General features: G+C 54.1%; 24 protein-coding genes and 1 tRNA gene. 7 read left to right on the top strand and 18 right to left on the bottom strand.

The genetic code is table 11. From position 1 onward, the window contains the following. Positions 1-31: 31 nt before the first annotated feature. From DFK18_RS02370 to mtnA, 12 genes are all read right to left on the bottom strand, one after another. Positions 32-835 (bottom strand): CLCA_X family protein, encoded by an 804-nt coding sequence (locus tag DFK18_RS02370; protein WP_114416583.1) that lies wholly within the window; start codon positions 833-835, stop codon positions 32-34. A 24-nt stretch (positions 836-859) separates the two neighbouring features. Beyond that, the gene (locus tag DFK18_RS02365; protein WP_114416582.1) at positions 860-1,591 is read right to left on the bottom strand and encodes an SDR family NAD(P)-dependent oxidoreductase; all 732 of its coding nucleotides are present in this window, start codon (positions 1,589-1,591) and stop codon (positions 860-862) included. Positions 1,592-1,854: 263 nt separating this feature from the next. Beyond that, positions 1,855-2,148: a type II toxin-antitoxin system RelE/ParE family toxin gene (locus DFK18_RS02360; RefSeq protein WP_114416581.1), complete on the bottom strand. Its 294-nt coding sequence runs from the start codon at positions 2,146-2,148 to the stop codon at positions 1,855-1,857. Continuing rightward, positions 2,145-2,369, bottom strand: a complete 225-nt coding sequence (locus DFK18_RS14805) for an addiction module protein (RefSeq protein WP_114416580.1) — start codon at positions 2,367-2,369, stop codon at positions 2,145-2,147. Before DFK18_RS14805 ends, DFK18_RS02360 begins: the two co-directional genes overlap by 4 nt. A gap of 159 nt (positions 2,370-2,528) precedes the next feature. Then, the gene (locus DFK18_RS02350; RefSeq protein ID WP_036148342.1) at positions 2,529-2,816 is read right to left on the bottom strand and encodes a HigA family addiction module antitoxin; all 288 of its coding nucleotides are present in this window, start codon (positions 2,814-2,816) and stop codon (positions 2,529-2,531) included. A gap of 10 nt (positions 2,817-2,826) precedes the next feature. Next, entirely contained in the window at positions 2,827-3,105 is a 279-nt protein-coding gene (locus DFK18_RS02345) for a type II toxin-antitoxin system RelE/ParE family toxin (RefSeq protein WP_008174254.1), read from the bottom strand. Positions 3,106-3,396: 291 nt separating this feature from the next. After that, positions 3,397-3,894: a hypothetical protein gene (locus DFK18_RS02340; protein ID WP_114416579.1), complete on the bottom strand. Its 498-nt coding sequence runs from the start codon at positions 3,892-3,894 to the stop codon at positions 3,397-3,399. Between the two features lie 815 nt (positions 3,895-4,709). After that, on the bottom strand, positions 4,710-5,108 hold the full coding sequence (locus tag DFK18_RS02335; protein ID WP_114416578.1) for a hypothetical protein: 399 nt from the start codon (positions 5,106-5,108) through the stop codon (positions 4,710-4,712). 163 nt (positions 5,109-5,271) lie between these two features. After that, complete coding sequence (locus DFK18_RS02330) at positions 5,272-5,694, bottom strand: hypothetical protein (RefSeq protein WP_114416577.1); 423 nt, start codon at positions 5,692-5,694, stop codon at positions 5,272-5,274. Positions 5,695-6,000: 306 nt separating this feature from the next. Further along, positions 6,001-6,077 (bottom strand) — tRNA-Val (locus DFK18_RS02325). Positions 6,078-6,181: 104 nt separating this feature from the next. Next, positions 6,182-6,562: a DUF1622 domain-containing protein gene (locus DFK18_RS02320; protein ID WP_178006167.1), complete on the bottom strand. Its 381-nt coding sequence runs from the start codon at positions 6,560-6,562 to the stop codon at positions 6,182-6,184. 37 nt (positions 6,563-6,599) lie between these two features. Next, positions 6,600-7,673, bottom strand: a complete 1,074-nt coding sequence (mtnA, locus tag DFK18_RS02315; protein ID WP_114416576.1) for an S-methyl-5-thioribose-1-phosphate isomerase — start codon at positions 7,671-7,673, stop codon at positions 6,600-6,602. Positions 7,674-7,739: 66 nt separating this feature from the next. Here mtnA and DFK18_RS02310 point away from each other — a divergent pair, with 66 nt between their 5' ends. Genes DFK18_RS02310 through DFK18_RS02300 form a run of 3 tightly spaced genes read left to right on the top strand, consistent with a single transcriptional unit; the run spans position 7,740 to position 10,557 of the window. Beyond that, complete coding sequence (locus tag DFK18_RS02310; RefSeq protein WP_114416575.1) at positions 7,740-9,110, top strand: TRZ/ATZ family hydrolase; 1,371 nt, start codon at positions 7,740-7,742, stop codon at positions 9,108-9,110. After that, a complete protein-coding gene (gene ubiG, locus DFK18_RS02305) occupies positions 9,107-9,826 on the top strand; it encodes a bifunctional 2-polyprenyl-6-hydroxyphenol methylase/3-demethylubiquinol 3-O-methyltransferase UbiG (protein WP_114416574.1) in 720 nt (239 codons plus the stop codon). Before DFK18_RS02310 ends, ubiG begins: the two co-directional genes overlap by 4 nt. A gap of 14 nt (positions 9,827-9,840) precedes the next feature. After that, positions 9,841-10,557 (top strand): HAD family hydrolase, encoded by a 717-nt coding sequence (locus DFK18_RS02300; protein ID WP_162299658.1) that lies wholly within the window; start codon positions 9,841-9,843, stop codon positions 10,555-10,557. Between the two features lie 91 nt (positions 10,558-10,648). Here DFK18_RS02300 and DFK18_RS02295 read toward each other — a convergent pair whose 3' ends face one another. From DFK18_RS02295 to DFK18_RS02280, 4 genes are all read right to left on the bottom strand, one after another. Next, positions 10,649-11,374: an LrgB family protein gene (locus tag DFK18_RS02295; RefSeq protein ID WP_114416572.1), complete on the bottom strand. Its 726-nt coding sequence runs from the start codon at positions 11,372-11,374 to the stop codon at positions 10,649-10,651. Further along, positions 11,367-11,723 carry a CidA/LrgA family protein gene (locus DFK18_RS02290; protein ID WP_342769737.1) on the bottom strand — a complete coding sequence of 119 codons (357 nt, stop codon included), beginning with the start codon at positions 11,721-11,723 and terminating at the stop codon, positions 11,367-11,369. The genes DFK18_RS02295 and DFK18_RS02290 overlap by 8 nt, the downstream gene beginning before the upstream one ends. A 12-nt stretch (positions 11,724-11,735) precedes the next feature. After that, positions 11,736-12,590: a formyltetrahydrofolate deformylase gene (gene purU / locus DFK18_RS02285; RefSeq protein ID WP_114416571.1), complete on the bottom strand. Its 855-nt coding sequence runs from the start codon at positions 12,588-12,590 to the stop codon at positions 11,736-11,738. Between the two features lie 117 nt (positions 12,591-12,707). Then, a complete protein-coding gene (locus DFK18_RS02280) occupies positions 12,708-13,424 on the bottom strand; it encodes a YebC/PmpR family DNA-binding transcriptional regulator (protein WP_114416570.1) in 717 nt (238 codons plus the stop codon). A gap of 333 nt (positions 13,425-13,757) precedes the next feature. On the opposite strand from DFK18_RS02280, the gene DFK18_RS02275 reads away from it, so the two are divergent. The 3 genes from DFK18_RS02275 to DFK18_RS02265 all read left to right on the top strand — a co-directional run bounded on the left by DFK18_RS02275 (position 13,758) and on the right by DFK18_RS02265 (position 17,556). Continuing rightward, the gene (locus DFK18_RS02275; protein ID WP_218563878.1) at positions 13,758-15,002 is read left to right on the top strand and encodes a sensor domain-containing phosphodiesterase; all 1,245 of its coding nucleotides are present in this window, start codon (positions 13,758-13,760) and stop codon (positions 15,000-15,002) included. Between the two features lie 80 nt (positions 15,003-15,082). After that, positions 15,083-16,609 (top strand): thymidine phosphorylase family protein, encoded by a 1,527-nt coding sequence (locus DFK18_RS02270; RefSeq protein WP_114416569.1) that lies wholly within the window; start codon positions 15,083-15,085, stop codon positions 16,607-16,609. Then, positions 16,606-17,556 (top strand): ribose-phosphate pyrophosphokinase, encoded by a 951-nt coding sequence (locus tag DFK18_RS02265; RefSeq protein WP_114416568.1) that lies wholly within the window; start codon positions 16,606-16,608, stop codon positions 17,554-17,556. Before DFK18_RS02270 ends, DFK18_RS02265 begins: the two co-directional genes overlap by 4 nt. 137 nt (positions 17,557-17,693) lie before the next feature. Here DFK18_RS02265 and DFK18_RS02260 read toward each other — a convergent pair whose 3' ends face one another. Further along, the gene (locus DFK18_RS02260) at positions 17,694-19,022 is read right to left on the bottom strand and encodes an SLC13 family permease (RefSeq protein ID WP_114416567.1); all 1,329 of its coding nucleotides are present in this window, start codon (positions 19,020-19,022) and stop codon (positions 17,694-17,696) included. Positions 19,023-19,237: 215 nt separating this feature from the next. On the opposite strand from DFK18_RS02260, the gene mqo reads away from it, so the two are divergent. Continuing rightward, positions 19,238-20,755: a malate dehydrogenase (quinone) gene (gene mqo / locus DFK18_RS02255; protein WP_114416566.1), complete on the top strand. Its 1,518-nt coding sequence runs from the start codon at positions 19,238-19,240 to the stop codon at positions 20,753-20,755. Between the two features lie 74 nt (positions 20,756-20,829). On the opposite strand, the gene dcd is transcribed toward mqo, so the two are convergent. Continuing rightward, positions 20,830-21,396, bottom strand: coding sequence for a dCTP deaminase (gene dcd / locus DFK18_RS02250; RefSeq protein WP_114416565.1), 567 nt, complete (start codon positions 21,394-21,396; stop codon positions 20,830-20,832). Positions 21,397-21,455: the final 59 nt, after the last annotated feature.

Below are 21,455 nucleotides of genomic sequence, written 5' to 3'. Positions count from 1 at the left end.
AGAGTAACTTAAGATTGACAGTTGTTTCCGGCTACAGCAAGCCACTTTTATGTGATCTTGCCTCCTGCTGCGCCCTGAGGGCTGGCCCCAGGCGGGAAAAATAGGCCTCAAAAGCGACTTTGATGGCTTCGCGCTGCTCCCCTTGCGGATAGAGCCCACGCTTGGCTTCCGGTGATTGCAGGCTTCCTTTAACCAGATAATGGTTGGTAATCCAGGCATCCTGAATATAGGCTTCAAAGGCCCGGGCGGCCATTTCTTCAGGCAGGCTGTAATAAACACTGCCCTGACTGCGATCCTGAGCCAGTGACGCCTGAAAAAGCGCACTGGGCTCTTGACCATCGGGAGACAGGAAAATACTGCGAAAACAAGCTTCAAGACAGGCATTAATCGGGTGCGGGCGGGTCGGATGATCCTGCAGCCAGGCGCTGGAAGCAAAGAACCCCTTGGGCGGCTTCACAAAAAGCTGCTGCACCAGATAGTGATCCAGGGCGTGAAACCATTCATGCGCCAAACTACCCGGCCCGGCATTCTTGGCCAGAGCCAGATTGCGCTCCGCCGGGGAATAATGCGCGGCCACCCCACGGCGGCCTCCGGTGCCATAACTCAGGGAAAGCTGGCCACGCAGGGTGATCAGGGTTTCATTGCCCTGCAGCAGACACATCAAATCCATCAGGGCATCATAGAAATGCACTGCGGCTTGGGCCTGCTCTTCCGGCCTGACCCAGTGTCCAATACGAATACTGCGAAAATCAAACTGGCGGCGCAGCTCGGCAAACCCCAGAGAACGCCCCTGGCGGTGATCCGGTCCCCGACGATAATACTCTTTAGTAGCCATCCAACCTCTTTTCGCAAACCTCTTTCACCAGGGCAAGCGGCTTCCATCCCAGGAATAAAAACCGCCACTGGCCTCGGCATCCAGACCGGCCATAACCTCTAAAAGCTGACGGGCCGTGCGTTCAACCGAGAAAAGCTGCTCGGGAGGAACCCGCTGCTGAAAGGGTGCTGAAAGCTCAGTGGCCGTGGTACCGGGATGCAGGGCAACAACCAGACTTTCGGGGTTCCAACGCCGCATCTCGATCGACAGGGTTTTCAGCAGCTGATTCAAAGCCGCCTTGCTGGCTCGATAAGCATACCAGCCCCCCAGGCGGTTATCAGCAATACTGCCCACCTTGGCCGACAAGGATACCAGCTGCAAAGGCCCCCGACGTGCCAGGCGTGGCTGTAACGCCTGTAGCAATAGCAGGTGATTAATGGCATTGACGCTCATAACCTCTTGCAGGGCCTGGCGACTGAGCTGCTGAAGGCTCTTTTCCGGATGGATACCTAAAGCTTGCGAATGCAAAAGACCCGCCGTATTGATGACCCGCTGTAATTTACCGTCCAGTTGCTCAGGCAACTTGGCCAGATCTTCATCCTTCTGCTGATCCACCTGCAGGCAGATTAAACGCGAATCTTCGTCAGCTAATTGCTGCAAGGCCTCACCGGACGTGCGATAGAGGGCGTAAATACGCTTCCAGTGACTTTCTACCAGCGATTGCCTCACCAGCTCAAGACCGATGCCCTGCCCAGCCCCAGCGATCAGTTGCTGCATGCGATTCACCCATCAAAATACAAGTATCGTACAATAATGGTATAAAGAGAAAAGGAATGCAAAAGCTTTGCTGCTGCTTAGAGCCAAATGCTTGGCGTCTAGATGCACTTAGCGTTGGTGAAATTCACTTGATCAGGCATTAGGAAGGCAGCTTATTGCTTGAGCACAAGAATCAGCGAGGGATTTCGAATTTTTAACGCCCGGCTCACGCGCCGGTTTGGAGCCGCGAAGCGGCGGAAAATCGGTCGCTGTGCAGCTGATTGTTAAAGCCGGCCCAGCCAGTACTGCGGACGCCGACGGTCATGGGCAACGGCCAGAACCTGAAAACCATCAGACATTTCTCGGTAAACGATAGACAGGGGAAATCTGTGAAGGGGCACTCTGCGAATATCTGGTGGCAGCTCGACTTGCCAGGCTTTTGGTGACTCGCCAACTAAATTGGCCAGGGCCTCAAACTCCTCGATCAAGGCACCACCCAATCCCGGAACTTTTGATTCGAAATAACCAACTGACTCCAGGAACTCGGCTTCCGCTGCCGGGTGAAAATCATAGTTCATTTGATCAGTGCTCTGGCCTTCCTCATAACATCCTCAACAGACACAGCCTGTACTGTGCCATTGTCGAGCTCTTCGCTTCTACGGCGAGCCTCAAGCAACCAATCGGACCTAAGCTCCTCCTCAGAAGGAGATTCCAGACTCAATACCAACCGCTGGATCAATTGGGCTCGCTCCTCCTTAGGGAGGTGTAGCGCCTCGTCTTCAATTTTCTGTAGATTCATGGACAAGACCTCTCGTTCTCGTATCACCTAATTTTGACACGGATGGGTATCAGGTGCCATGACTCGGATTTCCCGCTTTAGCGCCCGCTATCACCGGTGACAGAACCGCAGCGAAGCGGAGGTTTTGGCATCCGGTGCATGGCTTGGTTATGTGCTGCCTCAGGCCGCAACAAGCTTCTTCACGTTGAGCTCTTTGCGATGTTGTTCAGCATGCCAAAGTTCATATTGGGACTGCTGATTTAGCCAGCTTTCTGCCGAGGTATCGAAAGCGATAGAGAGCCGGATCGCCATTTCTGGACTAATGCCGGCCTTGCCATTCAACACGGCACTCAGCGTTTTGCGGCTAACGCCCAATGCCTCTGCTGCTGCTGTGACAGAAAGGCCAAGGGGCTCAAGACAAAGCTCTCGCAGCACTTCACCCGGGTGCGGAGGGTTGTGCATTAACATTGGCGGTACCTCAGTGATAATCTTCGTAGTTCACAATCTCGGCATCTCCGTCTTCGAACCGGAAAGTCACTCGCCAGTTACCGCTGACGGTCACTGACCAGATTCCGGCACGATTGCCAGAGAGCTCGTGCAAGCGAAGACCGGGTAAGTCCATATCTTTGGCATTCGATGCTGCATTCAATCTACCGAGAATTAGCCGAAGCCTCTTTTCATGAGCGGCCTGAATCCCTGCAGTGCTGCCGGACTTGAAGAATTTTGCCAAGCCCTTGTGTTTGAAGCTTCGAATCATCCCTTGAATGTACCCTGTAACGTATCAGGTGTCAAAGCACATAACGAGGCTGTAGAAAAACCTCAGTCTATAAAATTGATCATTTTTTGTACTAAAAATGCTGACTCTACGTGAATTCTGGAGCACTTTTTATCATCAGAAACTCCAGAATTTACATAGGAGCGCGGAAAACTCTCAAAACCTGAGGCCTCTTAGTTTTTTCTACAGCCTGAACGGCACGGCTCAGGCGCCCGGGAAAGTGGCCGCGCCGCTCTCCCGGGTCGCTTGGAGCCGATGGTTAGGCCTTTGCGATTAGACGGTAAGGGGAGGTTGCCCCCCGTATGCTTCCAGCAACTTCTGCAACTGTTCGTTTTCCTTGAGATTTCTCGCAAACGCTTCTAGCCGCTGACGCTTTGTAAGCTCGTTCCACTTGGGCTTCTTCTTAGCATGACTGACAAAGAACTCCCAAAGGCGCTGATACGCGTGTTCAGCGAACTGTATCTTCTGAACTTCAATAAGGTCCGGTGCGTTCGGGAATGTAAGAAGCCGGTATTGCGCTGGACCGATACGTTCGAAAATTGGGTGTCGTACCTTCCCCTCTTCATCACCCGCGTTAATGCAGAAGTTATTGATTGTCCTAGTTACGGTCGCCTCGCCCTCGGCACCCATGTTGCGGTCGGTCTTGAGTAGCGATGCCACCACAGCGTCGATTTCCGCGACACCATTCGGACGCTTCAGAAAAACTCCAACGATATCGTCAAGCCACGTACGCTTCAGAGAAAGGAGCTGTAAAAGTTCATCGTCGTTCATCTATACTCCTGTAAGCCTAACGACCATAGGTCAGCGGCGCGTTAGCGTCCGCTGGTCCGTATTGTTTTGTGAGGCTGCAGGGTAGTCTTTAAATTGAATAGTTAACTCCATTTCTCTGGAACACTCCTTGCCTGATCAGGGCGACCACACCGCCTGGGGTTGACTAATTTGCGCTCTACTTGAAGCTCTCCGCTTTGTCCGCCGCAAGCTCGCTTTCGCGGCAACGCTTAGGCTTCAAGCCTTGCACGAAAGTTCAAATTTGTCTAACTGTTGATTAAGCGCAAAAGATACAATATTTACTTAATTTTCAATTACTTATATATTGTGCGGTGCACAAAACTTTTAATAGTAAGCATGCGCGTTTCCACGATCTGGATATCTGCCTACCTTTTCCCCCAACCTACTGTATCTACTGCTGATTTACCAGAACTCAGATCAAACTTTCCCGACAAACCGTGCATGCCGCCTATCCTGAATAGATGTGCGCTCGCTATCTTCTCTTCTGAATTCTCAACCAACTGATATTAAATACTTTTTTATTTATTCACGGCTAAAAGCGTGCTTTCACCAGAAAGAAAGCGTGCAAAAAGCATGAGCAGTCGGTAATGAGTGCAGGAGATCAAGTAAGGTGAGAGTCAAAACCCCTTCCCTGGAATTGATCGGCTTTCCTGTCTTGGTATCGAATCAGGCATTGGCAGGCTTGGCATGCGCTTGCGCTCTTCGCGATGATTTCCTTGCCAACAAGCTAGGTAGGATTTGGAGGACTAGTCGTTCTCAGCTACCTCTAGAAGGCAGCTGAGAAGCCATAACAGGAATTAGCGGCAATCCTGAGAATAAGAACTATACAGATGGGTACCCTTGTAGGCGATATCTATGTCCGGGGCCTGTTCGGAGTCGGTTGCGGCCAGATAGATGAGGGCGAATTTTTTGTTGCCGGTATAGGCCCCAAATTCGTTTTTACCATTTACTTCGCCACAGAACATAAAGCTGGTGGCCTGGGGTAGAAATCCGCCGATAAAGGTAGCCGTTTCCAGATCGTAGGAGGAAAAACCTTCATTGCGAAAACGGATGGCATCAGGGTCTCTGTATTCTTCAGCCAGATATTGCCGAATTTGCTGACGAACCTGATCTTCCAATAACCCCTGGGGTTCCTCGGACCCACAGGCAGTCAGGAAAACCGCCATCAAGACCACCCCAATAAATGAAAAACGCATAGCGACCCCTTATAAATCCATTAATTACCAGCCCGGCAGAGCTAGAAACTTTTTAAGCCCAGAATCTAAAGGGTTATTCTACCAAAAGTGTTAACTTTATGTAAGCAAGTGAAAACATTTGTTTTTCATGCAGGTTTAAACGAGCAGGCTATTGCCCCGGCAGTTATCCCCTACAAGGGGAAACCACCACACCATCCTTCAAGGCCAGTCCGCACTGGTATTCAACGTATTCGCTTTCCAGCTCGATTCGATGCCCGGCGAGATAACCGTCAACCGGGTGAAATTTCCTGTTAATCAGGGGAAGGCCGCAGGTGGGGCAATCCAGGGTGGTGACCTGAATGGAATCAGCGATCTCGGTCATTTGCACCTGTACCCGGTGCAGCTGGTTTTCTTTTTGTTGTATTAATAATTCATTGTCAGCTTCATCTGCTCTCAGCTCTGCAATCTCCCGGGAGGTTTTTTCAATACTCTCCGCCAGGAGCTTCATCAAGCTTTCAGGATTTCTCTGGATGTAGCTGTCCAGTTGCGTTTGCTTATCCTGTAATTGCACTTCCAGGCGATGGACGTCTGCATTCTTATCCGCCATACAGGCGCGATACCGCATGAGAAAAGACGTAAAGAGCACCAGACAAAAAGCCAAAAGTGATATAGAGATGATCAAGCCGCCCACTTCTGCAAACACCCTAATTTAGTTAGATTTTTATTGGCGCCGCAGTGATCTGGATGAGCAAATACTGAGCGATCGGTTAACGAAGCGTTTATATACCATAAACAAAGGATAATTATTGATGTGGCGCACTTAACTTGCTGATCCAGTTAATGAAAAGCTTCTTGAAAATCAGAAAGCATAAAAAAAGCCGCCCGATAGATATCGGGCGGCTTTTTCATATTTTGGTAGGACTAAGCGGACTCGAACCGCTGACCTCTACCATGTCAAGGTAGCGCTCTAACCAGCTGAGCTATAGTCCTGTAAAATCGGTTGAAGGGCTGTTGCCTTTCAATGGTGCGCTATTATAGGTGTCACTCACTGAATTGCAAGCATTTTTTTGCCTGAACTGAAATTTTATTTCGATTCAGCTCAGGCCCTCTTTGTCATCCTTTTGTCCGCCTTCCTGCCAGGGCCAGCGTCCGGTCAATTCCACTTCCAGGGTAAAACTCAGGAAGGTACGGATAATCACCACCAACGCCAGAACACCAACCGTCTGGAAGGTCAGCTCCACGGCAACGGTATAAATGATGTCGGCTGCAATAAGGATTTCCAGGCCGAGTAGAATCCCCCGCCCCAGGCGCAGACGCAGCTCACTGAAGACCCAGTCTTTAGGCTGGCGTTGCAGCAGCTCGATGCCCGAACGCGTCAGGGCATACACCAGCATCACCGTAATCAGGCCGATGCCCAGGCTTTCGATGACCAGGGCGCACCAGGTGGCCAGCTCAGTAATAAAATGAGGATGCATCTTTACCCCCTGCTATGCAGGCATCAACCCTGATAGATCAATGCATGGATTTATGCGACATCAGCTTTTGTAGTTTGGCCTTGTCAGGACGATGGATCACGCCTTTTTCCGTCACCAGATAATCAACCAGATCAGCCGGGGTGACATCAAATACGGGATTAGCCACCTCGACATCGGCACCGATTCTTTGGCCCGCAGCATAGAGGACTTCATCGGCTGCTCTTTCCTCGATCTGGATATCCTCGCCGTAATCCAGGTCCATATCCAGGGTGCTGGTGGGTGCCACGACCATCAGGCCCGCACCATGATGCAAAGCCTGAATGGCTAGCTGATAGGTGCCGATTTTATTGGCGACATCTCCTTCTGCGGTGATGCGATCAGCCCCCACGATCACCCAGCTAATGGGTGAGGTTTTCATCTGGTGGGCGGCGGCTGAATCCACGTGCAAGGTCGCCGGTATACCTTCCTGTTGCAGCTCCCAGGCGGTCAGGCGAGAACCCTGCCACCAGGGGCGGGTTTCATTAACATGCACCCGATCGATCAACTTCTGTTCCCAGGCAGCCCGGATCACACCCAGTGCCGTGCCATAGCCGCCGGTCGCCAGAGCACCGGCGTTGCAATGGGTCATGACTTCTCGCCCCTGCTCCTGATGCTCGGCCAGTATTTTGGCCCCCAACTGCCCCATCACCTTATTGGCTTCGATATCGGCCTGGTGAATTCTGGCAGCAAACTCAGCCAAGAGCCGAAAAGGGTCCCGTCCCTGCTGAAAACCCTGGATCTGGCGGCGCATCTGCTTGATCGCCCAGCTCAGATTGACCGCCGTGGGACGGCTGGCTTCAAGCAGTTGCAAATCCACCTCCACGTCCGCTTTCCAGTTATCCGGATCAGCAGCAAAACGTGTGCGGGCAGCCAGGGCCACTCCATAAGCAGCAGCAATACCGATTGCAGGAGCACCGCGCACCACCATATCGCGAATGCCTGCCACCACCTCTTCAACCCTGTTACACTTCACCCAGACTTCCTGGTGAGGCAAAAGACGCTGATCCAGCAGCAAGAGAGTACCTGCCTGCCATTCGATCGCCTTTACTTTCATGGTTGAATCAGGTGTCATAACGCTTCCTTAATTGGCATAAACAACTTCTGTTTGAATTTGGCGCGAGAGTATACCGGAAAACCCATGCCCGAACCTTCTACTTCCCAGGCTGATCAACTTCTTTTTCCACAATGGCTGCTGACGCTGGACACCCAGGCCCCGGACCAGGGACTGGAACCTCTGGAAGGCCAGGCCGTGGTTCTGGCCGGTTCGCAGATTCTGGATATCCTGCCGCAAACCCAGGCCCGCGTCGCCTACCCGCACCTGCAACCCCAAATACTGGATCAGCAATTGCTGCTGCCGGGTCTGCATAATTTGCATGGGCATGCGGGCATGACTCTATTCCGGGGTATGGCAGATGATCTGCCGCTGATGACCTGGCTGGAAGAGCATATCTGGCCGGCGGAAGGGCAGCATGTCAGCGAAGCTTTTGTGCGAGATGGTACGCGGCTGGCCATTGCCGAGATGCTGCTGAATGGCACCAGTTGCTTTAGTGATATGTACTTTTTCCCCGAAGTTGTGGCCGAAGTGGCCGAAGAACTGGGCATACGTGCGCTTATCTGCGCCCCGATTATCGACTTCCCCAATCCCTGGTCCGCCAACCCCGATGAAGCCCTGGACAAGACCCGGCAACTGCATCAGCAATTACAGGATAAGCCGCTGATCCACCTGGCGTTCGGCCCTCATGCGCCCTACACCGTCGGCGATGAAACCCTGAACAAAATCAGGGAACTGAATCAAAAGCTGGGCCTGAAAGTGCAGATGCATGTGCATGAAACCGCTTTTGAAGTGGAAGATGCCGAAAACCATCAGGGCAAACGTCCGCTGGCCCGTTTGGATGAGCTGGGTCTGCTGGATTCCAACTTTCAGGCCGTGCATCTGACCCAGGCCACTGCAGAAGAAATCCAGTTACTGGCCCAACGCGGCGTCCAGGTCATCCACTGCCCGCAATCCAATCTCAAGCTGGCCAGTGGTTTTTGTCCCGTGGAGGCCCTGCGTCAGGCCGGTGTCAGCCTTTGTCTGGGAACCGATGGTGCCGCCAGTAACAATGACCTGGATCTCTGGGCGGAAATGCAGACAGCCGCCCTTCTGGCCAAGGCCGTTCACCAGGATGCCGCTGCCCTGCCCGCCACAGCCGCTTTGCAACTGGCTACAGTGGAGGGCGGCAAGGCGCTGGCCCAGGAAGCCTATACCGGCCAGTTACGCCGGGGGTTTGCAGCCGACCTTTGTAGCCTTAAACTGGACACTCCCGATTGTTGGCCCCTTCACCAGATCAGCTCACAACTGGTTTACGGGCGCATGGGCGACAAGGTTCACCATGTCTGGGTCACCGGTCAACAGCGGGTTACGGCAGGCCAACTGCAGGGCATGGATCTCAAAACCCTGCAAGATCAGGCGGCCAGTTGGCGTCAACGCCTACAAGATTCTTTTCAATCACAGGATGCAAAAGCATGAACACTGGTGAAAACCGCACCAACGTGGATTCCGGCGAAATTGCCAAATTTGAAGCTCTGGCGTCCCGCTGGTGGGACCCTGAAAGCGAGTTCAAACCCCTGCATGACATCAATCCGCTCAGAGCCAACTGGATTGATCAGCAGGCTGGTGTGGCAGGCAAGAAAGTGGCCGACGTCGGCTGTGGTGGCGGCCTTCTCAGTGAAGCCTTGAGCCAACGCGGCGCCCGGATTACCGGCATCGATATGGGTGAAGCCCCCCTGGCTGTGGCGCGCTTGCATCAACTGGAATCCGGTCTGGACATCGACTATCGTCAGATGACCGCTGAAGAGCTGGCCGATCAGGAGGCCGGTAGCTATGATCTGGTCACCTGCATGGAAATGCTGGAGCATGTGCCTGATCCGGCGGCTATTATCCAGGCCTGTGCACGCTTGGTTAAGCCCGGTGGCCAGGTATTCTTCTCGACCCTGAACCGCAACCCCAAATCCTATCTGTTTGCCATTATTGGCGCAGAATACGTCATGAGAATGCTGCCGCGAGGTACGCATGAATACAACAAATTCATCAAGCCTTCCGAACTGGGAGAATGGATCCGTGAAGCTGGCATGGAAGTTGCTGAGCTGATGGGCATGACTTACAACCCCCTCAGCAAGCGCTACAAGCTGACGGCGCATGATGTCCAGGTAAACTACCTGGTGCGTGCCACCAAACCGGAATAATGGAGCTTTACCCTGTGGAAACCCTTGCTGAACAAAAGGAACCTCCGAGTTATCCTTCCATGGATAAACCACCCATCCAGGCCGTACTCTTTGACCTGGATGGCACCCTGGTCGACACCGCCCCTGATTTGGCTCTGGCGTTAAACCGCCTGCGCCTGGAAAAGGGACTGCCTGAACTCTCCTACGAGCATATCCGTGACCAGGTCTCCAATGGCGGCAATGCCCTGATCGAACTGGGCTTTGGTGTGAAAGTCGGCGATCAGGAACAACCCGCTCTGCGCCAGCGGCTACTGGAACTCTACGAAGAAAAGGTGGCCGAGCACAGCCGGGTTTTTGATGGCCTGGAAATGCTGCTGCAGCGTCTGGAAAGACAGCCTCTGCCCTGGGGCATCGTCACCAATAAGCCGCGCATCTATACTGACCTCTTGATCAAAGCCCTGCGCCTGCACCCTCAGGTGGTGGTCTGCCCTGAAGATCTGGGCGTCAGCAAACCCGACCCTGCTCCCCTGCTCTTTGCCGCCCGGCAACTGGCGATCCCCCCGGAAAACTGCCTCTACATAGGCGATCACGCCCGGGATATCGAAGCCGGTACCCGAGCCGAGATGCAGACGCTGGTCGCCGGTTTTGGCTATATCGGCATCAATGAAAAACCCCAGTACTGGGGCGCGGATTTTGTTGCCACCAGCGTAACCGAGCTGAATGCCTGGGTGCAGCGTCAACTGGACAGCTAACCGGCCGATTCAGCACGCCTGCCAAAACAAAAACAGGGGCCTTTTTACGGCCCCTGTTTTGTTGTTGCTCGACAGAATACTTATCGCGCTTTTAGAAAAGGCGCACCAGGATGGGAATCAGGAATGCACTCAGCAGGCCCGTCACTCCCATGGATAGACCGGCAAAGGCCCCGGCCAGGTTACTCAGGGTAAAACTTTGCGCCGTACCAAAACCGTGGGCTGCCAAGCCCATGGCAAAGCCCTGAACGGCATGATCCTCGATCTTCAATAACCGGAAAATGGGTGGCCCCAGGACGCAGCCAATGGCCCCGGTAATCAGAACGATCCCGGCAGCCAGGGCCGGATAACCACCGATCTGTTCGGCGATACCCATGGCAATGGGTGAAGTCACGGACTTGGGTGCCAGAGACATCAGGGTGTCTTCTCGTCCACCCAAGAGCTTGACCAGCGCCATGGTGGAAAACACCGCCGTAAGAATCCCCGCCACACAGGCCAGCATCAGCGGTAAAAATTCCCGTCGAATGCGTTCACGGTGATCAAACAGGGGAACCGCCAAGGCAACGATGGCCGGTCCCAGCAAGAAGTGAATAAACTGGGCACCTTCGAAATAAACCCCGTAATTGGTATCTGTCAGCAGCAAATAGCTGACAATCAGGGCTATGGCGACGAGCACCGGGTGCAGGAAGGGCGTTCCCCCGGCACGACGATTGATCCACTGGGCCAGCATAAAAGCCACCAGGGTCAGCAGCAGATACAAGAGTTTGCTGGCGGTCAGATAGACCCAGAGCTCACTGAAGACTTCCGGTAAATCAGCCATTTTTCCCTCCCAGGTATTTTCGCAATCCCTGGAGAACCACGACGGTGACCACCAGAGTCAAAGCGGTACTGATCACCAGCGTGATGCTGATTACCAGTAAATCCTGCTTGAGCAGTTGGCCGTGATTAATCAGACCCACCCCGGCAGGCACAAACAGCAGGGGCAGGTAGCGCAGGAGTCCCTCGGAGGTGCTGCGCAGGGCTTCGGGCACACCCCGACGATAAAGAAGGACCATCAGCAAAAGGGCCATACCCACGACCGGGCCGGGCACCAGAATGCCGGTCAGGCGTACAAAAAGCTCGCCCACTAGCTGGCATACCAGCAAGACCGCAAAACCCTGGAGAATCAAAACAGCCTACCTCTAGTTGAAAACAACGGTTTTATTGCCATAGACCAGCACTCGATCCTGCAGGTGCCAGGCCAGACCACGGGCCAGTACGCTCTTCTCAACATCACGCCCCAGGCGCACCATATCCTGTGCTGTCTGGCGATGATTCACCCGCACGGTATCCTGATCGATGATCGGGCCAGCATCCAGTTCTTCGGTAACATAGTGACAGGTGGCACCGATCAGCTTAACCCCTCTTTCGTAAGCCTGATGATAGGGCTTGGCCCCGGCAAAGGAAGGCAGGAAGCTGTGATGGATATTGATAATCCGGTGCTGATACTTTTCGCAGAGCGCTGGCGGAATAATTTGCATGTAACGAGCCAGAACCACGCAATCAGCCTCGGCTTCATCGATCAGCTCTTCCACCCGGGCATAGGCTTCCGGCTTGTTGTCCTTGGTGACCGGCACGTGATGGAAGGGAATACCGTGCCACTCCACCAGATTGCGCAGATCCTCATGATTGGAAATCACCAGGGGGATATCACAAGCCAGCTCGCCACTCTGCCAACGGTGCAGCAGGTCGACCATACAATGGGATTCACGCGAGCACATGAGCACTACCCGCTTGTTGATATTGGAATCGGAAATGTCCCATTCCATCTCGTATTCAGCCGCAATCGGGCCAAAAGCAGTACGGAATTCATCCAGACCAAAGGGCAGTGAAGAGGCGCGAATTTCGTGGCGCATGAAAAAACGCTCGGCCTGGAGATCGGAATGGTGGTTGGCTTCAGTGATCCAGCCGCCATACATGGCCAGAAAATTACTGACCTTGGCCACAATACCCACCCGGTCGGGGCAGGAAATAGTCAGGGTGTAGGTGCGTTCCATCAGTTGTTCACTTTGTTGGTCAATAAAAAATATAAAAGCGGCATTATAGCCGCTTTTATGCTCGCTCCTGAAGAGCAGGCTGCCAGCCCGCCCTTGCCGGGTTTACCCCTGCCGTGATTAAAGCTCGGCGTTATGGTAAACCGTCTGGACATCATCCAGATCATTGAGCAGATCCAGGAATTTATCGAACATCTCCCGATCTTCATCAGCCAGCGGCGAGGTGGTCTGGGGAAGAAACTGGATTTCATCCATCTCGAAATCCAGCTCGCCAAAGGCGGCCACGAGCGCCTGGCGCGCCTTGGCATATTCAGTGTGAGGAGCGATCACAGTGATCTGACCGTCTTCATTCTCGATATCGGCAACATCGACATCGGCATCCATCAGTGTTTCCAGCACGGCTTCTTCGTCGTCACCGGCAAAGGCCAGAATAGCACTGTGGTCAAACATGTGACTGACACTGCCGGGCGTGCCGATTTTGCACTTGGTCTTGGTAAAACACTGGCGTACATCACCAAAGGTACGATTGGGGTTATCGGTCAGGCAGTTGACGATGACCATGATATTGCCGGGACCGAAACCTTCGTAACGAGCGACGGCAAAGTCTTCACCACCACCGCCACGAGCCTTATCCAGCGCCTTGTCGATAACATGCGCGGGCACCTGATCCTTTTTGGCCCGATCCAGAAGGCTACGCAACGACAGATTGCCATCAGGATCAGCGCCACCAGACTTGGCGGTCGCATAGATCTCGCGTCCGTACTTACTGTAAACCTTGGTTTTGGCCGCGGCCGTTTTGGCCATGGACTCTTTACGGTTTTGAAAGGCACGCCCCATCTTGAAAATTCCTGTACTTGAACGAATGAACAACCTCCGAACTATCCGGGCTTGGCAGGGCACACGTCGATCAGAGGTTTGAAAAATTTAAGGTCAGCCAGTTTACTACACTTCTTGGCTTTTGCCTGCCAAGAATAGCGCACCTATTAAGTGCATAAAGTTCACGGCGACAGAATTTTGCACCAAAAAATGCAAGCTTTGCGACAAGATGCAGCCCCTATGTCAGGTTAATGACAACTGGCCTCTTTCTTGCATCAGTCTGCGATCAACTTCACAGCAAAAGCTGTATGACTAAAAATCACAAGATGTTATTTTAGCGAGGGTGACTGCAGGATGTCCTATTTTGAATTGCCATTTAACCTTGTCACCGGACGCCAGGGATCCAGCCAATCGATGCAAATCAATAGCCATTTCCAGCCCATTGTCAGCCTGACCCACCGTCGCGTCGTTGGCTATGAAGCCTTGTTGAGAGCTACACAAAACAGCCAGCCCTGCTCGCCTTTACAAGCCTTCAACCTAGCCCAACTGGAAAACCGGGTGCAACAGTTTGATCGTGAGTGCATTGCCAAGCACCTGAGCAACTTTATCGGCATGAATACCGATAACCAGTGGCTGTTTCTGAATCTGCGCAGTGAAACCATCAATCCGGAAAACCTGCGCGCCGACCTCTTGGAAAAGTTTCTCAAGCGCCGCGGCCTGGGCAGTGAGCGCATGGTTTTGGAAATTCTGGAAGATGCCGTCAGTGATCCCGGCCTCTTGCAGGAATTTGTCCAGCATTACAAGGATGCCGGCTTTTTGATCGCCATCGATGATTTTGGCACCGGGCAGTCCAATTTTGACCGCATCTGGCAACTGGAGCCGCATATCGTCAAACTCGACCGCTCCATGCTGGTCAATGCCCGCAACAGCCCCAAGCGTCAGCGCTGGCTGTCACGCTGCGTGGCCCTCTTGCGCGAAACCGGGGCCCTGGTCCTGCTGGAAGGGGTAGAAACCGAAGACGATGCCCTGCTGACCCTGGATAGCGAGGCTGATCTGGCCCAGGGCTTTTATTTCTCGCGCCCTTCCCCTCAAGGTGAATATGACGAGCCCACTCTGGCCAGCTCCATTCAATCCCTGCACCAGAATGCCCTGCATGCCCAACTGGCCCGACAGCATACCCAGGCGAAAAAACAGCGCACGCTTCAGTCGCTGTTAAAGGAAGCCTCCAAAAGCCTGCAGGAAAACATGGATTTCAAGACCGCCACCCAGCCATTGCAGGACCACCCGGCGATTGAGCGGATTTACCTGCTTGATGCCGAAGGGGTTCAGATCGTTGAAAACCTGCATCCTGGTGGAGTCCCCACGGCTACGCCCGCTTATGCCCCGCTCAATCGTAGTGCAGGCGCACTCTGGGCCCGGCGCAGTTATTTCCGTACAGCCCTGGAACAACCCGGTCAGGTTCAGGTTTCTGCACCCTATTTGGGCTTGCCGGATGCCACCCTGGACGTCACCCTTTCGGTGGCCCTACAAACCGGCACCTCGGGCCAGTTGCTGGTGCTCTGTGCCGATCTGCCTGCCTCCTGGCTGGAGAGTTACTAGCACTATTGCAGTGCAACTTGCTCTTTACTCGTCTCTACCACTAAGATTGCCGTAAGATCTTCTCTTTACAAGGAAATTTTATGGTGGTCTCTGTGGTTTCCGATGAGCCGGCGTTTCGGCTCAAACCCCTGCGACTGGGTATTGATACCCATCAGGAACTGGTGGTTTATCTTCGCCGCAACAGTCATGTCTGCCGTTCGGAAGGCTTTACCTCCAGCAGCCGGGTTCTCATCCGCATCGGTGACCGCTCGATTCTGGCAACCTTGTCGATTGTCGATAATGATCAGCTATTAAAGCCGGGCGAAATGGGCCTGTCTGAATCCGCCTGGCAGCGCCTGCAGCCGGATGCCAACAGTGAGGCCCATATCCGCCATCCGGACCCGGTTCTGTCCTTGAGCCACCTGCGCCACAAGGTCTATGGCCATCGCCTGGATCAGGAACAGACTCAGGAAATCATTGATGACATCGTTGCCGGGCGTTATTCCGATGTGCATCTATCCAGTTTTGTCACCGCCTGTGCTGGAGACAATCTCGATCAGGATGAAATCACCGCCTTGACCCGCGCCATGCTGCGCTCGGGTCGCCAGCTCGACTGGGGCCAGCCCAAGGTGGTGGACAAGCATTGCGTCGGCGGCTTAGCTGGCAACCGCACGACTCCTATCGTAGTTGCCATAGTCACCGCCTGCGGGGCCATCATGCCCAAGACCTCCTCGCGGGCCATTACCTCCCCCGCCGGAACCGCCGATACCCTGGCGACCATGACCCAGGTGGAATTGAGCCTGGATACCCTGAAAAAGGTGGTGACCGAACATGGGGGCTGTCTGGCCTGGGGCGGCTCGGTCAATTTGTCTCCGGCCGACGATATTCTGATTCGGGTGGAACGCATGCTGGATCTGGACAGTGAAGGCCAGATGGTGGCTTCTGTTCTGTCCAAAAAGGCAGCAGCCGGTTCCAGTCATGTATTGATCGACATCCCCATCGGCCCCACGGCCAAGGTACGCAGCGACGAGGCTGCCGATCTGCTCAGTCGTCATCTCATCAACACCGGTCAGGCTCTGGGGCTGGATATCCAGGTAATCCGTACCGACGGCACCCAGCCGGTTGGGCGTGGGATCGGTCCGGCCCTGGAAGCCAGGGATCTGCTGGCTGTACTGCGCAATCAGGAAGATGCCCCCGAAGACCTGCGAGAAAGAGCCCTGACCCTCTCGGCCCGACTCCTGGAGATGGCCGGCTTGGCTGCCGCAGGCGAAGGCGAGAAAAAAGCCAGAGAAACATTGGAATCCGGCCAGGCACTGGAGCAGTTCATGGCGATCTGCAAGGCCCAGGGAGGCTTCAAGGAGCCTGCTCTGGCCCCCTACCAGTACAACTGGCAAAGCAAGAAAAGCGGCAAGATCACCAGTATAGATAATCGCCAGATTTCCCAGTTGGCCAAACTGGCCGGTGCACCGGAAGACCCCACGGCCGGCGTCAGTCTGAATGTCAAACTGGGTGACGAAATCCAGCCCGGCCAGCTACTCATCACCCTGCATGCCGATAGCCCGGGTGAACTGGAATATGCCGTCGAGTTTCTGGAAGCCCACCCCAACATGGTTGCCATCAGCGAATGAAAACAAAAACATCCAATCCGGTTATTTTCAATCTGGACGCCCTCTTTGACAGCCAGTCCAGCGGGCCTGCCTCCATGGCCGACAAACTGCTTCAGCAACTCGGCGGTGAAGCCGGGGAACTGGAGTACCGCCAGTTCCCGGATGGTGAAAGCTATGCCCGCATCGCCAGCCCGGTCAATGGACGCGATTGCCTGTTGGTCTGCAGTCTGCATGACCCCAACCCCAAGTTTCTGCCCCTGATTTTTGTGGCTGAAACCCTGAGAGAACTGGGTGCCAGACGTCTGGCCCTGGTGGCACCCTATCTTTGCTACATGCGTCAGGACAAACGCTTTCATAGCGGTGAAAGCCTGACTTCACGCCACTTTGCCAGCCTTATCTCGCGTAGCTTTGATTTTCTGATCACGGTCGATCCGCATCTGCATCGCTACCACAACCTGGATGAAATCTACGGGCTGGAAAGTCAGGCACTGGTTTCTGCAGAAAGCGTTGCTGCCTGGATACTCAAGGAAGTCAGGAACCCTCTGCTACTGGGGCCGGATAGCGAGAGTGAACAGTGGGTGGCTGAAGTGGCCCGCCTGGCGGATGCCCCTTTCGAGGTTCTGGAAAAGGTTCGCAGTGGTGATCTGGATGTTGAGGTTTCCGTGCCCCATGTCGATAGCTACCGCGAGCATACCCCGGTTCTGGTGGATGACATCATCTCCAGCGGCCGCACCCTGCTACAAACTCTGGAGCACCTGAAAAAAGCGGGCATGCAACCGGCCGTCTGTATCGGCACCCATGGCCTCTTTGGTGCCGGCGCCTGGGAGCTGCTGAATGAAAGCCACACCCAGGCCGTGGTCACCAGCAACTCCGTGCCTCATCCCTCCAATGCCATCGATCTGGCTCCGGCACTGGCACGAGGCCTGGAGGAATGGCTTAAAAAAAATGCCCCGGGAGCCTCTGATTAATGTCATGAGCGTAGATTAGGCAAGGCGAAATTGAACGAAAAAGCGGAGTTTACAGCTAGTAAATGAGCATTTTTGAGGTCAATTTCAACACAGCATAAGCAAGCGCAATAGTTAATCAGAGGCTCCCTCGCCTGCTGCTAAAACAACAGCGCCAGGCCCGAAGCCAGTATCAGCAGCGGCAGAACCACCAGAGTGACCCAGCTGCCCTGGAGGATCATCGCCTTCTGGGGCACCTTGCCACTGCCAAAAATAATGGCATTGGGTGGCGTCGCCACAGGCAGCAGGAAGGCACAAGAGGTTGCCACGGCAATCATGACCGCCACCACCACGGAATCGATTTCCGGTACCATCCCGGTGAACAGGGGAATCAAAAGAGCCGCACTGGCGGTATTGCTGGCTACTTCGGTCAGTGCCAGGGCAAAGACCAGCATCAGAGCCAGAATCAGCAATGCCGGTAAACTGGTAAAAACGCCACCCAGTACTGCAGCCAGCCAGGCCCCGGTTCCACTGACACCCAGAGCCGCACTCAAAGTGATACCCCCGCCAAACAGGAGCAGCACCCCCCAGTCGGCACTTTTCTCGATTTCACGCCAGGAGGCCAGACCAAAGGTATGTAGCAGAACCAGTGCAAGCAGCGCCACAGCTGAATCATAGCCCTTTTCGATACCAACTAACTGGCCTAGCGGTGCACCGAAAACCCATAACACAACTGTCAACAAAAAGACGAATAACATTCCCGTATGACGACGCGACCAGTGCATTTCCACTTCGGCCACACTGACTTCAGCCGTTAATGCCGGTTTCAGCGACCAGCGCAACATCAGATCCATGGCGGGCAAAAGCACCACCACCAAAGGCAAGCCCCAGAGCAGCCACTGGCCGAAACTGATCCCCACGGCCGAAGCGGCAATGGCATTGGGTGGGCTGCCGACCAGGGTACCTATGCCACCGATATTGGCACTGAAAGCCACTCCCAGCAGGACATAAATCCAGGTTTTGCGGTATTTTTCCGCATCCAGGGGTGATAAAAGACCCAAAGCCAAAGGCAGCATCATGGCCGCAGTTGCCGTATTACTGATCCACATGGACAAGAGAGCGGTCAGGGCAAATAGCCAGCGCGCTGCTCGCCCCAGTTCTCCCCCCGCCTTTTGCATCACCCAGGCGGCCATCCAACGATCCAGCCCCTGCTGGCGTAAACCGGCAGCCAGGGCAAAACCACCCAAAAACAGAAAAATAATCGGGTTGGCAAAATTCTCCAGGGATTCCGGCAGGGTAAAAATACCGGTGGCACTGGTGAGTAAAGGCACTAGCAAAGCCGTTACACTGACGTGCAGCGCTTCGGTGAGCCACAGCCAGGCGATCATGACCAGAATAGCCAGGCCCGCTGCAATCGGCTGCTCAAGAGGAGCCAACCAGTAGATGGCCAGAAAAGAAACCAGCGATAAAAAGCAATGAAGCAGACGCACGAAAACTCCTATAACACCAGATTTTGCAAGGATTTTAGCGACACCCCGACAAAAAGATAGCGCAAATTTGCGTCAATTCGTAAAATCCGGGAACTTGCAGGCTAAAGTCATTGCCATAACCAGTATTTATGGCTTATTCCACTATAGGCGGATTGATTGTCGCAGGGCGAAGCCTATAATCGCCGCCATAATGAACTGGATGGGGTTAATTCAAGATGACAGCAAAGCAAGTGGACGTGTTGCTCGTAGGTGCTGGAGCCATGAGCTCTACACTGGGCATGCTACTCAAGCAACTGGATCCATCACTGAAAATGGCAATGGTCGAGCGCCTCGACCAGGTCGCACAGGAAAGTACGGATGCGCTGAATAACGCCGGCACCGGACATGCTGCCTACTGTGAACTCAACTATACACCTCAGCTGGATGATTCCAGCATCGATACCACCAAGGCTCTGAACATCAACTCGGCTTTCGAGCTAAGCCTGCAGTTCTGGTCCTACCTGGTTGAAGAAGGTTCCCTGCCCTCACCCAGCAACTTTATCAATCCTGCTCCTCACTGCAGCTTTGTCTGGGGCGAGGAAAACGTAGCCTTCCTGCGCAAGCGCTACGAAACCCTGAGCCAACACCATCTCTTCCGGGACATGGAATACAGCGAAGATCCCGACAAGATCACCGAGTGGATGCCGCTGGTCATGCAAAATCGCCAGCCCGGTGAAAAAGTCGCGGCAACACGCGTTGCCTACGGCTCGGACGTTAACTTTGGCGAACTCAGCCGCAGCCTGGTCAAGAACCTGACCCAGCAGGAAGGCTTTGAACTGCTGCTCAACCACTCGGTTGCCAATCTCAAGCAGAATCCGGGCGGCACCTGGGATGTCACCCTCAAGGACACCGGTGCTGGCGAAACCAGCAAGATCAACGCCCGTTTTGTATTTATCGGTGCTGGTGGTGCAGCCCTGACCCTGCTGCAAAAATCCGGCATCAAGGAAGCCCACGGCTATGGCGGCTTCCCCGTCAGTGGTCAATGGCTGATCTGCAACAACCCGGAAATCATTGAAAAGCACAATGCCAAGGTCTATGGCAAACCGCCTCTGGGTGCGCCTCCCATGTCCGTTCCCCATCTGGACACGCGCATCATCAATGGCAAGAAAGCCCTGCTTTTCGGTCCTTTTGCCGGTTTCACCACCAAGTTCCTGAAAAAAGGTTCTTTCCTGGATCTGCCTCTTTCGATCAAGCCCAACAACCTGCGTCCGCTGATGTCTGTGGGCATGAGCAATATGGATCTGACTCGCTACCTGATCAGCGAATCGCGTCAGTCGCACAAATCCCGCGTCGCTGCGCTGCGTAACTACTTCCCTGAAGCCAAGGAAGAAGACTGGCAGCTGTCGATTGCCGGTCAGCGTGTACAGATCATCAAGAAGAACGAAAAAGGTGGCGGCAAGCTGGAATTCGGTACTGAAGTGATTGTCTCCGAAGACCAGAGCCTGGCAGCCCTGCTGGGTGCCTCTCCGGGCGCTTCTACAGCCGTTCAGGCCATGCTTAACGTGATTGAGCGGGCCTTCCCCAAGCTGCTGGCCAGCGAAGACGGACAGCGCATGATCAAGGCCATGATTCCTTCCTACGGGCAGAAACTGGCTGAAGACGCTGAACTCCTGCAAGACGTCAGAAAACGCACCCTGAAGACGCTGCAACTGCAGAAAGAGGCTCAAGCCGAAGCCGCTGAGGGCGTTGCCTGATCCTCTGCTGCTAACAGCAACAAAAAAACCCGCTTAGTCCAAGCGGGTTTTTTTATGTCTGGCAAATTCTCGGCTCAGGCTCGTGGCAGAGTCACACCTCTTTGCCCCTGATACTTGCCCTGACGATCCTTGTAGGAAACATCGCAGACCTCATCGCCACCAAAGAAGAGCATCTGGGCCACGCCTTCATTGGCATAAATAACGGCGGGCAGCGGCGTGGTATTGGAGAACTCCAGGGTGACATGCCCTTCCCACTCCGGCTCCAGCGGGGTGACATTAACGATAATGCCACAACGCGCATAGGTGCTCTTGCCCAGGCAAACTACCAGCACATCACGGGGAATACGGAAATACTCCACAGTTCTGGCCAGAGCAAAGGAGTTGGGCGGGATAATGCAGCGATCCCCCTTCACCTCAACAAAGCTTTTATCATCAAAATTCTTGGGATCGACGATGCTGGAATTGATGTTGGTAAAAATCTTGAATTCATCAGCACAACGGACATCATAGCCGTAGCTGGAAGTGCCGTAGGAGATAATTTTCTGTTCCTTCGCATCGCGCACCTGACCCGCCTCAAAAGGCTCGATCATCTGCTTTTCCTGCGCCATGCGACGTATCCAGTGGTCCGATTTTATGCTCATGCTGCTCCCCGGTAACAGAGTCTGGTATTCAGCTTAAAAAACCGCACTATTCTAGCAGA

It is taken from the genome of Marinospirillum perlucidum, assembly GCF_003336805.1.
GTDB classification, from domain to species: Bacteria; Pseudomonadota; Gammaproteobacteria; order Pseudomonadales; family Halomonadaceae; genus Marinospirillum; species Marinospirillum perlucidum.
Note: the sequence above shows the minus strand (reverse complement) of the source record. Positions and strands in the feature narration are given on the sequence as shown.

Excerpts from the sequence above, each read along its gene's own strand:
- DFK18_RS02370 (WP_114416583.1), bottom strand. The coding sequence starts at position 835 with ATGGCTACTAAAGAGTATTATCGTCGGGGACCGGATCACCGCCAGGGG.
- DFK18_RS02350 (WP_036148342.1), bottom strand. The coding sequence starts at position 2,816 with ATGTTAATGCACAACCCTCCGCACCCGGGTGAAGTGCTGCGAGAGCTT.
- DFK18_RS02330 (WP_114416577.1), bottom strand. The coding sequence starts at position 5,694 with ATGGCGGATAAGAATGCAGACGTCCATCGCCTGGAAGTGCAATTACAG.
- ubiG (WP_114416574.1), top strand. The coding sequence starts at position 9,107 with ATGAACACTGGTGAAAACCGCACCAACGTGGATTCCGGCGAAATTGCC.
- dcd (WP_114416565.1), bottom strand. The coding sequence starts at position 21,396 with ATGAGCATAAAATCGGACCACTGGATACGTCGCATGGCGCAGGAAAAG.
- DFK18_RS02360 (WP_114416581.1), bottom strand. The coding sequence starts at position 2,148 with ATGAACTATGATTTTCACCCGGCAGCGGAAGCCGAGTTCCTGGAGTCA.
- mqo (WP_114416566.1), top strand. The coding sequence starts at position 19,238 with ATGACAGCAAAGCAAGTGGACGTGTTGCTCGTAGGTGCTGGAGCCATG.
- DFK18_RS02345 (WP_008174254.1), bottom strand. The coding sequence starts at position 3,105 with ATGATTCGAAGCTTCAAACACAAGGGCTTGGCAAAATTCTTCAAGTCC.
- DFK18_RS02320 (WP_178006167.1), bottom strand. The coding sequence starts at position 6,562 with ATGCATCCTCATTTTATTACTGAGCTGGCCACCTGGTGCGCCCTGGTC.
- DFK18_RS02335 (WP_114416578.1), bottom strand. The coding sequence starts at position 5,108 with ATGCGTTTTTCATTTATTGGGGTGGTCTTGATGGCGGTTTTCCTGACT.
- DFK18_RS02310 (WP_114416575.1), top strand. The coding sequence starts at position 7,740 with ATGCCCGAACCTTCTACTTCCCAGGCTGATCAACTTCTTTTTCCACAA.
- DFK18_RS14805 (WP_114416580.1), bottom strand. The coding sequence starts at position 2,369 with ATGAATCTACAGAAAATTGAAGACGAGGCGCTACACCTCCCTAAGGAG.
- DFK18_RS02365 (WP_114416582.1), bottom strand. The coding sequence starts at position 1,591 with ATGCAGCAACTGATCGCTGGGGCTGGGCAGGGCATCGGTCTTGAGCTG.
- purU (WP_114416571.1), bottom strand. The coding sequence starts at position 12,590 with ATGGAACGCACCTACACCCTGACTATTTCCTGCCCCGACCGGGTGGGT.
- DFK18_RS02340 (WP_114416579.1), bottom strand. The coding sequence starts at position 3,894 with ATGAACGACGATGAACTTTTACAGCTCCTTTCTCTGAAGCGTACGTGG.
- DFK18_RS02265 (WP_114416568.1), top strand. The coding sequence starts at position 16,606 with ATGAAAACAAAAACATCCAATCCGGTTATTTTCAATCTGGACGCCCTC.
- DFK18_RS02275 (WP_218563878.1), top strand. The coding sequence starts at position 13,758 with ATGTCCTATTTTGAATTGCCATTTAACCTTGTCACCGGACGCCAGGGA.
- DFK18_RS02280 (WP_114416570.1), bottom strand. The coding sequence starts at position 13,424 with ATGGGGCGTGCCTTTCAAAACCGTAAAGAGTCCATGGCCAAAACGGCC.
- DFK18_RS02295 (WP_114416572.1), bottom strand. The coding sequence starts at position 11,374 with ATGGCTGATTTACCGGAAGTCTTCAGTGAGCTCTGGGTCTATCTGACC.
- DFK18_RS02270 (WP_114416569.1), top strand. The coding sequence starts at position 15,083 with ATGGTGGTCTCTGTGGTTTCCGATGAGCCGGCGTTTCGGCTCAAACCC.
- mtnA (WP_114416576.1), bottom strand. The coding sequence starts at position 7,673 with ATGACACCTGATTCAACCATGAAAGTAAAGGCGATCGAATGGCAGGCA.